The sequence below is a fragment of the Streptomyces sp. MMG1533 genome, assembly GCF_001279775.1.
Lineage (GTDB): Bacteria > Actinomycetota > Actinomycetes > Streptomycetales > Streptomycetaceae > Streptomyces.
Map to the genome: position 1 here is coordinate 1 of NZ_LGDG01000037.1, position 14,341 is coordinate 14,341.

General features: G+C 70.4%; 10 protein-coding genes and 2 pseudogenes. 3 read left to right on the plus strand and 9 right to left on the minus strand.

All coding sequences use genetic code 11. From position 1 onward, the window contains the following. Positions 1 to 61 precede the first annotated feature (61 nt). From ADK57_RS47010 to ADK57_RS06880, 3 genes and pseudogenes are all read right to left on the minus strand, one after another. Positions 62 to 445, minus strand: a pseudogene (locus tag ADK57_RS47010) (lipase family protein); the annotation flags it as partial. A gap of 339 nt (positions 446 to 784) precedes the next feature. Beyond that, on the minus strand, positions 785 to 2,800 hold the full coding sequence (locus ADK57_RS06875) for an RICIN domain-containing protein (RefSeq protein WP_053748455.1): 2,016 nt from the start codon (positions 2,798 to 2,800) through the stop codon (positions 785 to 787). A 1-nt stretch (position 2,801) separates the two neighbouring features. Next, on the minus strand, positions 2,802 to 4,178 hold the full coding sequence (locus ADK57_RS06880) for a glycoside hydrolase family 43 protein (protein ID WP_053748456.1): 1,377 nt from the start codon (positions 4,176 to 4,178) through the stop codon (positions 2,802 to 2,804). 324 nt (positions 4,179 to 4,502) lie between these two features. On the opposite strand from ADK57_RS06880, the pseudogene ADK57_RS50940 reads away from it, so the two are divergent. Together ADK57_RS50940 and ADK57_RS06885 are read left to right on the plus strand one after the other, a co-directional pair. After that, positions 4,503 to 4,619: pseudogene (locus ADK57_RS50940) on the plus strand (membrane dipeptidase); the annotation flags it as partial. Between the two features lie 155 nt (positions 4,620 to 4,774). Continuing rightward, positions 4,775 to 5,659, plus strand: coding sequence for a hypothetical protein (locus tag ADK57_RS06885; RefSeq protein ID WP_053748457.1), 885 nt, complete (start codon positions 4,775 to 4,777; stop codon positions 5,657 to 5,659). A 17-nt stretch (positions 5,660 to 5,676) separates the two neighbouring features. On the opposite strand, the gene ADK57_RS06890 is transcribed toward ADK57_RS06885, so the two are convergent. From ADK57_RS06890 to ADK57_RS06910, 5 genes are all read right to left on the minus strand, one after another. After that, positions 5,677 to 6,396: a response regulator transcription factor gene (locus tag ADK57_RS06890; protein WP_234390017.1), complete on the minus strand. Its 720-nt coding sequence runs from the start codon at positions 6,394 to 6,396 to the stop codon at positions 5,677 to 5,679. Positions 6,397 to 6,738: 342 nt separating this feature from the next. After that, positions 6,739 to 8,181 carry a polysaccharide deacetylase family protein gene (locus ADK57_RS46525; protein ID WP_063785932.1) on the minus strand — a complete coding sequence of 481 codons (1,443 nt, stop codon included), beginning with the start codon at positions 8,179 to 8,181 and terminating at the stop codon, positions 6,739 to 6,741. Positions 8,182 to 8,280: 99 nt separating this feature from the next. Continuing rightward, positions 8,281 to 12,009, minus strand: a complete 3,729-nt coding sequence (locus tag ADK57_RS06900) for a helix-turn-helix domain-containing protein (protein ID WP_063785933.1) — start codon at positions 12,007 to 12,009, stop codon at positions 8,281 to 8,283. Positions 12,010 to 12,164: 155 nt separating this feature from the next. Next, positions 12,165 to 12,350: a hypothetical protein gene (locus ADK57_RS06905; RefSeq protein WP_053748459.1), complete on the minus strand. Its 186-nt coding sequence runs from the start codon at positions 12,348 to 12,350 to the stop codon at positions 12,165 to 12,167. 27 nt (positions 12,351 to 12,377) lie between these two features. Continuing rightward, positions 12,378 to 12,620, minus strand: coding sequence for a hypothetical protein (locus ADK57_RS06910; RefSeq protein ID WP_053748460.1), 243 nt, complete (start codon positions 12,618 to 12,620; stop codon positions 12,378 to 12,380). Positions 12,621 to 12,741: 121 nt separating this feature from the next. Between ADK57_RS06910 and ADK57_RS06915 the strand changes: the two genes are divergently transcribed. Further along, the gene (locus tag ADK57_RS06915) at positions 12,742 to 13,230 is read left to right on the plus strand and encodes an ExeA family protein (RefSeq protein WP_199830493.1); all 489 of its coding nucleotides are present in this window, start codon (positions 12,742 to 12,744) and stop codon (positions 13,228 to 13,230) included. 11 nt (positions 13,231 to 13,241) lie between these two features. On the opposite strand, the gene pyrE is transcribed toward ADK57_RS06915, so the two are convergent. Further along, positions 13,242 to 13,769, minus strand: a complete 528-nt coding sequence (gene pyrE, locus ADK57_RS06920; protein ID WP_053748462.1) for an orotate phosphoribosyltransferase — start codon at positions 13,767 to 13,769, stop codon at positions 13,242 to 13,244. Between the last annotated feature and the right edge of the window lie 572 nt (positions 13,770 to 14,341).

Genomic DNA, 14,341 nt, shown 5'->3' on the forward strand with positions numbered 1-14,341 from the left:
CGAGTACGCACGGTGACGCGCTGCCGCCCGTGTGCGGGCGGGAAGACGCCGTACGGCTCGGTCAGCGCTGGAAGGGCATGGTCCAGCAGTTGGATGTGGCCGGTTCGCTCTGCAGGCGGTCGGTGAGCCAGGAGATCGCTGTTCCCTGGTCGGTGAGGAGGGGGGCGAGGTGGTTGGTGAGGATCCTGTCGCCGAGGTTGGGCAGGTCGATGGCGTCGTAGGTGATGTCGCCGCCCTTGCGGCACCAGTCCACGGCCAGTTGGCGGGCCTGGGCGTGCGGAACGATGTCGTCCTGGATGCCGGTGGCGACCCGGACCGGGCCGGTCGGCTTGAGCGTTCCGATGCGCTGGTCGTCGAGGACGGCCTGGGCGCGGGGTTCGGCGGCGATGATGTCGGCGACGGATTTGCCGCTGGTTGTCCACGCGGTGCTCCGGGTGAAGCCGTAATCCGGGCCTAGTGGAACTGGTACGGCGCCACGCCGTTGCCCTCCGCGTACAGCCCCTCGTCGACACACTGCACCGTCTGAGCGAGGAAGGCGTCCTGCGGCCGGGGACCGACCCGCAGGCCGTCGCCGACATGATGATCGGCAGCTACTACGCGTCCTACATCCGCACCGGCGACCGGGACGTCCGCCTTCCGGACCGGGTCGTCGACACCATCTGGCCCCTCATGGCGGAGACCTGACAGGTTGCCGGCGGTCCCGCCCGGCGGACGACACCGCCCGCCGCCGGGACCGGTTCGACGGCCGGCCCGGCGACGGGCGGTGCAGGCGCTGCGGGTCAGGTCAGTTGAGGGCCCACCGCTGGTTGGTCTGACCGTTGCAGGTCCACAGGACCAGCTTTGTGCCGTTGGCGGTCGCCGCTTCCTCGGCGTCGAGGCACAGTCCCGACAGGTCGTTGGTGATCGTGCCGTCGGAGTGGACGGTCCACTTCTGGTTGGTGCCGCCGGTGCAGGCCCAGATGATGACCTTGGTGCCGTTGGCGGTGCCGTTGTTGTCGGCGTCCAGGCACTTGTTGCCGTAGACGACGAGCTCGCCGCGCGAGGTCTGCGTGAACGTCTCGTTCCGGCCGCCGAAGCAGTCCCACAGGATGGCCTGGGAACCGTCGGTGATGGTGTTCTTCTCCAGTCCGGCGCAGCGGCTGGAGGCGGCGCCGACGAGGGCGACACCGTTGGTGCCGGGAATGCCCTGGACACGGATCGCGTCGATGTCGGGCGCGGTGGCGCCGGAGAGGGCCGCGAAGCGCACGGTGTTGGTGCCCTTGGCCAGGTGCGCCAGCACGGACACGGTCCGGTACGTGGAGGCCGAGCCTGTCGGCGGGAAGGAGACCATGGACGTGTACTGGCCGTTGACCTGGATGGTCGCCTTACGGGCCGTGGTGGCGCCGTTGGCGTAGGTGATGTCCACCAGCTTGGTGCCCGCGGCGCCGGTCGTGACGGCACCGAAGGCGGGTGTGGTGGACGTGGTGGTGTCCTCGTACGTCGACCCGGACGCCTCCGTGCCGGAGACGGTGAGCAGGACGGCGTCGCCCGCCGGGACGGTCGTGGAGTAACTGGTCGCGTGAGACCCGGCGTCGGTGCCCGTCCAGGCGTTGCGCACGGACGCGGTGGCACCGGTCAGGCCGAGGTCGGCCCAGCGGACGGTCATGGACGCCGACGAGGAGGTGCGGTTGAGCAGCAGCACGGCGCGCTTGCCCGTGCCGGTGAGGACCTTGCCGTACACCTGCAGGTTGCGGGTGTCCTCGGCGACCTTGACGCCCTGCAACCCGCGCCGGTCCTGGTCGATGGCGATGACCTCGCGGTTGGTGAGGATGTCGCGGGTGGCCGCGCTCATCGTGGCCAGGTTGTTGCCGGCCAGCAGCGGGGCGCCGGAGATCGCCCACAGACCCATGTGCAGTCGGTTCTGGGCGGCGGTGAGACCGCTCATGCCGACCATCAGCATGTCGGGGTCGTTGTAGTAGCCGGTGTGCTGGGCTGCCGGGTGCAGGCCCCGGTCGAAATTGGTGAGCATCATGGCGGTGGTCGGGGTCTGGCCCCACAGGATGACATCGGTGCTGGTGCGCCACAGGTCGCCGTAGCCGGTGGCCCAGTTCCACGGCAGTCCGCTGCCCCACTCGCAGAAGGACAGCACGAGCTTGCGTCCGGTGACGGCGGTCGCGGCCTCGTTGGCGGCGGCGATCTGCTTGTACGTCGTTTCCGGGTCGAGGCCCTCCACCCGGCCACCGCACCAGTCGATCTTGACGTAGTCGAAGCCCCAGCGCTGGAAGGTCTCCAGGTCCTGCTGGTAGTGGCCCTCCATGCCGGTGTTGGGGGCCGCGGGGCGGGTGGTGGGGTAGTAGTAGCCGCAGCCCTGCTTGCCGGCGTCCGTGTAGATGCCGGCCTTCAGCCCCTTGCTGTGGATGTAGTCGGCGACGGCCTTCATGCCGCCCGGCCACAGGTCCGTGTCGACGGAGATGGAGCCGTCAGCGTTGCGGTCGCCCTGCCACCAGCCGTCGTCGAGGTTGACGTACTGGTAGCCGGCCGCTGCCATGCCGGAGGAGACCAGGGCGTCCGTCTGCTCCTTGATGACATCGGAGTCGATGCTGCTGGCGAAGCTGTTCCAGGACGCCCAGCCCATCGACGGTGGGGTGACGGCGGCCTGTGTGGTGCTGACCGCCGCCGGCTCGGCGGCCAGGGGTGCCGATGGATCGTGGCCGGCCAGGGCCGTCAGGCCGGACACGGCGAGAGCGAGGGCGAGGACGCGCACGGTGACGCGTCTGGCCCAGCCGGGTGCGGAGGTGTTCGGCACGCGGGTGTCTTCCATGTCAGTACCCGACGCGGAAGGTCGCGTCCTGCCGCTCCGTGGTGGTGGAGACGGGGTCGATGCGAAGGACGTAGTTCGCGTGGCGGATGTAGCGCGTCGGGTTGTTGTACGACCGGAAGGAGGCCCAACTCGCGTCCGCGAGGCCCGCCGTGCGGTAGAAGGTCGCGTCACCGGCGAACGTCGACGTGCCGTCGTTGACGTCGAGTCGGAGGGCGTAGTTGTAGTGCCGCAGGTAGCGGTCGGGGTAGTTGACCGACCGGAACGAGACCCCGGAGCTGTCTGCCAGGCCCGGGACGAGAGTCCACAGGGAGTCCTTGTACGGCTCGACCGGGTACTCGTCGATGCGGCCCGCGTAGTCGGAGTGGCGGACGTAACGGGCCGGGAAGTTGTAGGACTTGAGCCGGTTCCAGGCCGGGGCACCCCACTTCGAGAGCAGGTTGTTGTACTCGGTCGTGGTGATCGTCGCGATGCCGCAGTGCTTGGAGTTGACCGGCTGGGTGTAGGTCTTCTGGTCCAGGGCCGTCCAGGTGCCGGAGGCGAGGCTGCTCGACTGCCAGGCGTAGAAGACACCGTTGGGCGTGTAGGTGTCTCCCCACAGCCACCAGGTGCCGGAGCTGAGGGACTTGACCACGGTCGGGGCCTCGGTGCCGCCGTGGGCCACACCTGCGCTGTACTCGGTGAAGCTGCCCGGGTTCAGAGTGGTGGATCTGGCGCTCACCAGGGTCTGGCTCTTCTTGAAGAAGAGGTAGTTGTAGCCGTTCACACCCACGGCCATGTCGCCGTCGATGACGTCGTAACCGGGGTCGAAGAACACCTGCGGGGCCGAGGCGGTGACGAAGTCGCTCGTGTAGTTGACCATGATCACGTTGTGGCCGCTGGAGTTGACCGAGGAGTAGATCACCGCGTACTGACCACGGCCGGCGTCCCAGAACGCCTCGGGCGCCCAGCTGTGGGTGGTCATGTCGTGCAGCTTCAGGCGCCGGTAGCCGGTGAGGGTGCGCAGGTCGGCGGAGTCCCAGACGTGGATGTACTGGCTGTTGTAGCTCCAGTCGGTGCCTTTGAGGTCGGTGGCGAGCACCACGAACGTGCCGTCCTGCTTGCGCATCAGGAACGGGTCGCGCAGGCCCAGGGCGCCGGCGGTGGGGGTGACCAGGGGGTTGTTCTGGTTGAGCGGCGTCCAGTTCAGCCCGTCGGGGCTGACGGCCAGGTGCAGGCCGTAGTCGGTGCCGTCGCCGAGGTTGGTCGACTCGGTGAAGTACACCATCGCGTACGCCGAGTCGGCGGCCTGCGCGGTGCCCGCGCCGAGCGTCAGGGCGAGCGGCACAGCGGCCGTCATGCCCAGGAGGCCGCGGCGGGACAGGTGGGGGTTTGCGCTCATCGTGCTCTCCAAGGTGGCGTGCGGGGGCACCTCAATGGCCGGTATTTCGAACGTAGTTCGGCGAATCGATCAGAAAGTAGGGCCTGGCCATGAGCGCGTCAATCGTCCTGCCACTCTTTTGTGATTCCTGTGCACCCGAGGCGCTCAGGAGCGCCCCGGGGCGGGTGGGTCAGCGCTGACGTGGCGCCGCCCGCGCTCGGCCGCGGGCGCCGGGCTCGGTGGCATACGTGATCGCCACCCAGAGGTGGTAGGCGACCTTCTTGTCGCCGTCCGCGTGGAGACGGTCTTGGTCTGGTCTCGTAGCGTCCGTGTCGAACGTCGGCATCCAGGACGGCTGTTCCCGGTCTCACCGCGAGCGGCGCGTCCGAGTTCGGCCGTGAGACGGTGCGAGGGGTGAACCGCCTCGGCGTGCCGGTCGACCTCTCACATGTGGCGGCCACGCCCTGCGCGCCGCGTTTCTGATCAGACTCTGATCCGGCTGTGATGCCACTTTGAACCCTGCTCTGTTTCCTGATGCACAGCGGCGGGACCCGACCCGCGCTCCCCTCCGCCGGGACTCACCGTCCCCACCCCCAGGGCACAGAAGCGAGAGACGAGTGACCAACACCATGAAGCGCTACGTGACGGCCTGCGCGGCCGTCGTCACGGCCATCGCCGGCATGGTCGCCACCGCCCCCGCGGCCAGCGCCAACCCGTCGTCCGGTGTCAACATCCGCGGCAAGGAGCCCTTCAACACCGACGTCCTGATGTCCAAGCTGTGCGGCGACATGACCGGCGCCGACAAGTCCTTCGTCTTCAACATCCACACCGGTCAGGTCGTGGACAGCGACAAGGCGTACGGGAAGGCGCCGTACTACCATCTCGCCGCCGGCCCGGCCCGCAGCGTGCACTCCGACCTGCCGTACGGCGAGCACTGGGCGCTCACGAACGGCTGGGAGGTCGTGGTCGGCAACTGTGAGTTCCCGGCGTCGTCCTCCTGGACCTGGCTCGGCAAGGAGCGCCGGATCTCCAACGACTCGGTGACCAACTGCGGGCACGGCACGGCCAGTCTGGGGGTCAACGAGTCCTACGCCACCACCCGCGGCGCCTCCGTGTCGGTCGGCCTCAACGCGAAGTTCGGTTACAAGTCGGGTGACCTCGCCGCCGAGGTCGGTGCCAGCGTCAGCTACTCGTGGTCCTGGTCCAAAACCCACACGCTGGGCCGCCAGGTCACCATCTCGGTCCCGCGTGGCTATCAGGGCTGGATCGACGCCCGCCCGCATATGCGGACCGTCCGGATCAACCCGGTGTTCCACGTGCAGTACTACAACTGGAGCGACGGCCAGTCCGAGGTCGGCACCGTGGTCCATAGCTGGCGCGGCCGCGGCTACGACCGCATCTGGTCCTTCGGCTACTACGTCGACGCCTACGCGGACATCGTCAACAGTGACGGAACCCCGGCCATGGACTACGTCGCCCGCGACAAGCCCGGGAGCTGCTGACAGCGGACATCCGCGGGTCACCGGGCCGACGGCGCCCGGTGACCCGCGTCCCGTGCCATCAGGTAGCCGACGCCGCGCACGGTCCTGATCAGCGACTGATCACGGTCGCCCAGCTTGCGCCGCAGGTAGTAGACGTAGGTCTCCACCACGCCGGACTCGCCGTGGAACTCCGACCGCCAGACGCGGTCGAGGATCTGGGCCTTGGTGACGACCTGGCCCGCGTTCCCCATCAGGAAGCCGAGGAGATCGAACTCCCGGCGCGAGAGAGCCACTTGCGCCCCCTCCCGCCAGACCTCGCGCGTCGTCGGATCCAGCGCCACGTCCCCGACGCGCAGCAGCCGGCAGTCGAGGGCGCGCCCGCGTCGCAGCAGCACATGGATGCGGGCGACCACCTCGTCCAGCTCGAAGGGTTTGGTCACGTAGTCGTCGGCGCCCATCATCAGCCCGCGCACCTTGGCCTCGGTCCGGTCGTGGGCGGTGAGGAAGAGGAGGGGCGCGTCGATGCCGGCGGCGCGCAGGGCGCCGTACGTCTCGAAGCCGTCGCCGTCCGGGAGGATCACGTCGAGGACCACGAGGTCGGGGCGTACGGAGAGGCCGGCCGGGACGGCGTCCTCACCGCAACCGGCCACGTACACATCGAAGCCGAGCTCGCGCAACCTCTTCAGTAGCGGACGCGTACCGCTGTCGGCGTCCACGACGAGCACGCGCCGCGGTCTGGAGGATCTGTGCACCTTCACGTGGTGGAGGATGCGATTCCGCCGACTGGGGTGCACCCTGCCGAGGCGAATAAGACGTGACATCGCGATGACAGGTCATGGGAGTGAGGCGGATCGAGGCGCGCGGTGCTGGAGATGGAGATCAACGACGCCGACCCGGCGGACGGCTCCAGCACCGCGCGGGATTTGGCGGCACCGTCACACCGCGTCGTGGGGGCGTCGGCCGACCGGTGCACAGCGACCTCGACCGGGCCGTGTAGGCGGATCAGGAACTCCTCCGCACCGGGCGGCGACGCGGACGCCGAGCAGGTGCCGGAGGAATCGCGTCGGCCGCGCTGTCACGAAGGGTGGCGTGCAGGGCTGTCACATCGTGGCGCGCAGGTGGCTGACCGTGACGAAGTGGTAGCCGTCGGCCGTCAGGGTTCGCAGAATCTGTGGGACGGCGGCGACCGAGGTGGGGTGGATGTCGTGCATGAGGACGACGTCGTTGCGCTTCACCTTGCCGATGACGCTCTGCGCGACCTTCGCGGCGTCGGGGTACTTCCAGTCCTCGGTGTCCAGGGTCCACAGCACGGGGGAGAGCTTGGTGGCGCCGCGGACGGTGCTGTTGACCGCGCCGTAGGGCGGGCGGAAAAGGGTGGGCACCTTGCCGGTCGCGGCCTTGATGGCGGCGCTCGTGCGGTTGAGCTGGTAGGCGACCTGCTCGGAGGTGAGCTTGGTGAGGTCGGGGTGGCTCCAGGAGTGGTTGCCCACCTCGTGGCCGGCGCGCGCCTCGGCGCGGACCAGGTCGGGGTGGGCGGCGACGTTCTGGCCGACCGTGAAGAAGGTGGCCCGGGCGTTGTACTGCGCCAGGTAGGTCAGCAGGGTCGCGGTCTCCGGGGCGGCGGGTCCGTCGTCGAAGGTCAGCGCGATGCACTTGACCTTCTCGCAGTCGGTGTCGTCGTCGCCGGAGGCCGTGTGGGTGGGTACGGCGGGGGTGGGTGTGGCGGCCGCTCCGAGGTCGAGCGAGCTGGACGGCTGTTCGGTCTGGTGCTGGGCGCGCTTGCCGAAGGCGGACAGCCAGGGGGTGACCGTCGCCTTGGAGAGGGTCACGACGTAGGAGCCGGCGGGGGCGGCGCCGACCGTGCCCCGGGCGAAGGTCACCCGCAGTCCGCCGTCGGCGGTGAAGGCCATGTCGTTCAGGAGATCGACGAGGCTCGACCGGTCGGCGAACGCCCCGTCCACCGTGTCCGCGGCCGTGCCGTCCCGGCCCTTGAGCTGCTTCTTCAGGGCGGCGACGAGGGCGTCCTGCGAGCCGTCGTCGATGAGCGCGAGGGTCACGCGGTATGCGCCCGCCTGTCCGTCGTACCAGTAGGTGCGTGTGTCCAGTCCGCCCCCTGCCGACGTGCCGTCCTGAGCGCTGAGCCGGACGCCGAGGACGTCCCCGGAGGCGACCAGGATCTGGTGGCTGATGTTGAGTTCGCCGACGTCACCGGCCTCGTTGTCGTCGCCGCACATTGAGCGGAAGGTGGCCAGACGCCCGTCCACGTCCTTCTTCATCGCGGCCGTCATCGCCTCGGCGCCGGGCACGTCCGGGTAGCTGGTCGCGAAGGGGCAGGAGCTGTCCTCGCTGTTGTCGTTGACGATCTGCAGACCCTTGATCTTCGAAGGGTCCACCGCCCGCACCGGCACGGTGCCGGAGGACGATCCGGGCCGCGCTCCGGCGGTCGCCGTGTCCGACGTCCCGGAGGACCCGGACGAGCACGCAGCCGTCAGCGAGAGCGAGCCGAGCAGCAGGAGGGAGGGGAACAGGAGGTGTGTACGCATGAGACCAGAACCTGGGCTAGAGGGCTTTTCGGAGTCCGATAGTCCAGGTCAGAGGAGTTTTTCAGCGACCGACGGAGTCGCTGTGAACAAAAATCCCGCTCAGTGCGTGGTGGGGCACACCGGCCGGTACGGCGCGTCGGGGACGTACGTCCGCCACTGCGCCTCGGTGAGTCCTCCGCCGGCCCGCTCGCACAGGATGCGGGCGACGTCGTCCCCGGCGACCGGGTGGCTTTGGAGCAGCACGTCCGGGCCACCGGCGTACAGGGTGGCGCCGTCCCCGGTGAAGGCGAGGGTGTCGATCTCGGCGCCGGGCGTGGGCAGGTCGCCGCCGAGGAGTCGTTGCCCGGCGGTGTCCCACAGACGCAGGGTGCCGTTGTGGCCGCCCACGGCGAGGGTGCCGCCGTCGGGGGAGAAGGCGAGTGCGCCCACGGCCTCGGGCTCGCCCGTGGAGACGGTGTCGGAGGTGCCGGTCAGGATGCCCATGCGGTGGCGCAGGTCGCCGTCCCACAGGGTGACGTGCCCGGTGGAGTCACCGACGGCGAGCCGGGTGCCGTCGGGGCTGAAGGCCAATGCGGTGACCTGCCGGCCGTCGGCCAGGGCGCGTCCGCTCACGTGACCGGACGGCAGCCCGGCGTACCGGTCGGCGGAACCGACGAGCAGCCGGCCGTCGGGCCGCAGGGCGAGCCTGTCCGCGTTGAGGGCGCTCAGGGTGGCTGTGCGGCGGTGGGCGGCGGTGTCCCAGACCTCGGCCGTACCGTCTCCGCTGGTGGAGCGCGCGGCCAGCAGCGTCCGGCCGTCGGTGCCGAGGGCGAGGGCGGAGACGATGCGGTCCGCCGCGCCGGATGTCTCGAACGACGTGCGGACCCGGTGAGCGGGGACGTCCCAGATGCTGAAGCGCTGCCGAAGGGAGCCGTGGGAGGACACGGTGTCGGCGACGGCGAGGGCCCGGCCGTCCGGACTGAAGGCCAACGGTGGGGTTTCTTCGACGCCGTCGCCCGGCAGGGCACCGAGTGCGGTGCGCGCAAGGACGGCGTTTGTGCGTGTGGAGCGCAGTTCGAGGCGGTAGCCGGAGCCGGAGCCGGAGCCGGAGCGGGTGGCCGTGGCCAGGACGGTGCCGTCCGGGCTGAGCGCGGTCGCGTCGGCCGGAGTGCTCTGCCAGTGCGCGTTGAGGCGGTCGCTCAGGTCGTACGTGCGCACCGTGGCGCCGTCGAGATAGCGCAGTGTCCGGTTGTTCCCGCCCGGGGCCCAGGTCAGGTCGCTCACCTCGGCGCCGGCCAGCGGAGTGTGGAAGGCGGACCCGCCATCCGGGTCCAGCGACCACGCGGCGATCTCCTGGTCGTCGGCCGTGGCCAGGAACCGCCCGTCCGGGGAGAGGACGGCCTGGGTGAAGCCGCTGGTGCCGCCGCTCTGGAAGTCGGCGACCTGTCGTCCGCCGGCGACGTTCCAGACCCTGGCCGTGTTGCCGGAGATCACGGCCAGACGATGGCCGTCCCCGCTCAGCTCCAGCAGGCGGGAGCCGCCGTCCGCCCCCGAGCCGGTGCCGCAGACGGTGCCGTCCGCCTTCTCCCAGGAACCCGGCAGCTGCTTGCCGTGGACGGTGTCCCAGACCTGTGGTGCGCCGTCGGCCGGACACAGGGCGAGGAGGTGGCCGCCCGGGCCGACCGCGGCGGCGGTGAGGGTGCGTGTTGTCTCCGTGGTGAACAGGACCTTGCCGTCGCCGGTCCGGTGCACCTTGACCGGACCGGTACCGTCCGACGGCCCGCTGGCGTAGGCGCTGCCGTCGGGCGCCGCCCAATGGGCCGCGTCGCCCAGTGCGGCGACGAGTCTGCGGGCGGCGAGGTTCCACACTTCGTCGCCGTCCTGGCCGGTGAGGACGACGGAGCGGGCGTCGAAGTCGGCGTCCGTGACCTCTGTGCCGCCGGGCAGGCGGTAGGTGGCGGTGACGCGGTGGTCGGCCACGTCGCGGACGGTCGCCTCGGTGCCCGTGACGGTGATGAGGGCGCGGCCCTGGTCGGTGAGGAAGCGCTGGGTGTTCTCGCCCGTCTGTGGGTCGGTGAAGGCGTCGCGCTCCGGTCGGGCCTGGGCGTCGAGCAGGGCCGAGCGGGACTCGGTCAGTGGGGCGAGCCGCCAGGCCGCGACGGAGAGCAGGGCGGCCGTGCGGGGGTCGGCGGAGCGCAGGCTGTCGGCCACGGTGGCCAGGCGGCGGGCGGCCGCCTTGGCCGCCTCTTCGTCACTGGCCCGGTCGCGCTGCCAGGCCAGCAGGCCCGCGGCCAGGGCGAGCACGAGGAACGCGGAGAGTCCCATGGTGAGCAGGCGGGTACGGCGGGTGGCCCGTGTCCCGGCCTCCCGCTCGGCGTCGCGCGCGGCGCGGGAGGCGTCGAGGAAGGCCCGCTCCTGCTCGGCGAGGTCGTCCTGGTGCTGCCCGGTGAACAGCTCCTCGGCCTGGGTCAGCCGCGCCCCCCGGTACAGCGCTCCCGGGTCACGGTCCAGTTGCTCCCAGGTACGGGCCGACTCCCCGAGGAGCCGTTGTGCGCGCAGCCGCTCCCGGCTCTCCTCGATCCAGCCGGCCAGCCGGGGCCAGCCGGTGATCAGCACCTCGTGGGCCAGCTCGACGGTGTCACCGTCGAGGGTGACCAGCCGGGCGGTGGCGAGGCTTTCCAGCACGTCCTGCGCGTCGGGCCCCAGCTCGGCCCGGGACGCCGGGCGGCGCGTGTCGGGGGCGCCGTCGCCGGGGGTGATGAGCCGCAGCAGGATGCGGCGGGCGGTGCGGGCCTGTTCCGGCGAGAGCTCGGCGTAGACCTGCTCGGCGGTGGCGGCGATCGCGCCGTGCACGCCGCCCGCCTCCTCGTATGCGGCGAGGGTGAGGGTGCGGCCGCGGCGGCGGCGCCAGGTCTCCAGCAGGGCGTGCGAGAGCATGGGCAGGGCGCCGGGCTGGTCGGTGACCTCGTCGATGACGCGGGCGGTCAGCGCGCGTTCCACGTTCAGGCCCTCGGCGGTCGCGGGCCGCGTGATCACGTCCCGCAGCTCGTCCCGGCTCAGGGGCCCGACCAGCAGGTTCGCATGGCTGACCGTCTCGGCGAGCTCCTGGTGGGTGCCGCAGTGGCCGTAGAAGTCGCCGCGTACGGCGATGGCCACGCGCAGTCGGCTCTCGGGCTCGCGGGCGCGCAGCAGTAGGTCGAGGAAGCGGGCGCGTTCGTCGCGGTCGTGGCAGAGGGTGAACAGTTCCTCGAACTGGTCGACGATCACCCAGGTGTCCAGGTCGCCGTCCTTCGGGACGAGGGCCTGCTCGTGTGCGCGCGCGGGCTGTTCACCCGGCGTGAGCACGCGGATCACCGCCGGCCGGTCGGCGCCCTGCGCCTGCCTCAGCGCGGGTATCAGCCCGGCCCGGAGCAGTGACGACTTGCCGCTGCCGGAAGGGCCGAACACGGCCGCGAACCGGTGCGCGCGCACCAGCCCCAGCAGCTCCTCGACCTGCTTGTCCCGGCCGAAGAACAGATCGCTGTCCCCCGGTTCGAACCGGGCCAGTCCCCGGTACGGGGTCCGCTCCTCGGCCGAGGGCGTCCGTACCTGCGCGTCTGCCTCCCGCCAGCGCCGCTCCCATTCGTCCGGGTCGGCGTCCAGCACCTGGGCGTACGCCCGCACCAGCGGGAGCGAGGGCAACTGGTCGCCTGCCGCCGCCTGGGACAGGGCGGTCGTCGAGTAGCCCGCACGCTCGGCCATCTCGCGGTACGGCGGCTTTCCCGCCTTCTCCCGCAGCAGGCGCAGTTCGTGCGCGAGCCGCTGAACGGGCCCTGCGTCCGGGTCCAGCGGCTTTTCGCGTCGTCCCACGGGGCCGTACCTTTCGACCTGCAAACACACCGGTGATCGGCGCCCAACCTACGTGCGGCCGTCGACGGGAGGCAATTCCGGACCGCTTTCCGGACAGGGAACGAACGTGCCCCCGGCCGGCAGGCGGGGGGCACGTTCGCAAAACCGCCGTGAGGTCAGCGCACGGTGCGGTACGCGGTGCGGATGGTCTCCGCGGAGGTGTTGCCGTCGGTGTCGGTCAGGGACGCCCGGACGAAGACGGTGCCGGGCTTCTTCGGGTGGGTGAGGGTGAGGTACCGCTTGCCGGCGTGGTCCCTGTGGGCGGCGACCGTCTTCCAGGTGCGGCCGCCGTCGTACGACACGCGCACGGTCAGTGACTTCAGATGGCCCTATGCCGCGGCCGGGCCCTGCAGCGACAGCGGCACGGCGATGCGGGCACCCGCCTTGGCGGTGCCGGTCAGGCTCAGCTTCGGGTGGAAGCGGACGACGGAGAGGGGGAAGGGGACGGCGTTGGTCGCGCCGTCGGCGCGGGAGGTGAAGGTCCACTCCGCGTCCACGCGGTCACTGTCCTTGTAGTCCTTGCCGCGGGTGGCGGTCAGGGCCAGCCGGTACCTGGCCGTGCCGGTCGGCATGCCGCCGCCGGCCGACGTCGGTCTCGTTACCGGCGCCGTCGGCGAACATCGGCCCGCACACCTGCCACTGGCGGCCGGTCCGGGTGCCGCCGAAGGCGGGGGACGGCGAGACGATCGGGCCGTGCACGCCGGTGTTGAGCGTCATCCGGTAGGTGCGGCCCGCGGACGCACCCCCGCGGTCGTCATCGACGAGTCGCACCTCCTGGACCACCAAGAGCTGGACGCGATCCGCATGCTCACCAACTGCCACATGGACTCCACGACGCCGTTCGCGGTGTTGCTGATCGGGCAGCCCACCCTGCGCAAACGGATGAAGCACGGCGTCCTGGCGGCCCTGGACCAGCGGATCTCGATCAGCTACCAGATGCCCACCATGAACAAGAACGAGACCGCCAGCTGCATCAAGCACCAACTGACGATCGCCGGACGCTCGGACCCGCTGTTCTCCGACGACGCCGTCGACCTGATCCACCTCACCAGCCGAGGCCTGCCCCGCTCGGTCGACAACATCGCCCTGCAGTCCCTCATCGCCGCCTTCGCCGACGAGAAGAGCATCGTCGACGAGGCCTCCACCCGCCTTGCCATCACCGAAACACACGCCCCGGACTGACCGCCCGCCGGTCAGGCGGCAGCAGCCCGCAAATCTCCGGCCGTCAGCAGCGACAACAGCCTGATGCCCTCGGCCGCGAGGGCATCGGCGCCGCCGTGCTCACGGTCAATCACGCACAGAGCCTCAAACACCTGGGCCCCCAGACCACGCATGTCCGCGGTCGACAGCACGATCTGTCCGCCGCTGGTGACCACATCCTCAACAACCAGCACCCGGCGGCCCTCGACCTCGGCGCCTTCGGCGAGACGGCAGGTGCCATACGGCTTGGCCTGCTTGCGCACGAACGCGCAGGGCAGACCCGTATGCCGGCCGAGCGCGGTCACCACCGGGATGCCGCCCATCTCCAGACCGGCCAGGACCTCGGTGCCAGAGGGCACCAGCGGAACCATCTGCCGGGCGATCTCATCCAGCAGGACCGGGTCGCCCTCGAACCGGTACTTGTCGAAGTACTCCGTGGCAGTGCGTCCGGACCGAAGCGTGAAACGCCCCGTCAGATGAGAGGCAGCATGGATACGGCGAGCAAGATCAGAATGTGTCACAGGCGTTCAGTCTTCCAGCCGCCCGTCCACGCCAGGACACGGGCTCCCTCCACGAAACCAAGCCATGGACCGCCGCTCTCCATCCCGACACCATGAGCACGAAGCCGACACCGTGAACACCAATGACCCCTGCGGCCTACAACTGCAGGGGTCATTCCACATCCGCACGTCATCAACGACAGTGACGCCGTCCTACTCCTCCAACGCGTCGCGCAACAGTCTGGGCGTCTACGAAGCCGTTGTCTTGCCGAGCGTGATGGGTGCGTTTCTGCTGGTCAGGTGTAGGTGGGGTGTGTCGGCGGCAGGGACGAGGTGTCGTGTTGTCCTCTTCGGTGGAGGTGCCTGGATGCCGTCAGTGGTGGGGTTGTTGGAGGAGCGCGTCGGCGTACACGTGAACGTCCCCAGCCACGTGCGGATGAACGCGGACAGCTTCTGACGCGCTGACGGGTGTTGCTCGGCCGTCTGCGTCCGGCCGATGCCAGGCGGCGGGCGGCTGTTGGCGAATCGGACCGGCCGTGCGCGCAGTCAACCGCGACCTGCCGGACGTAGAAAAGCCTTCGACCGACCACACG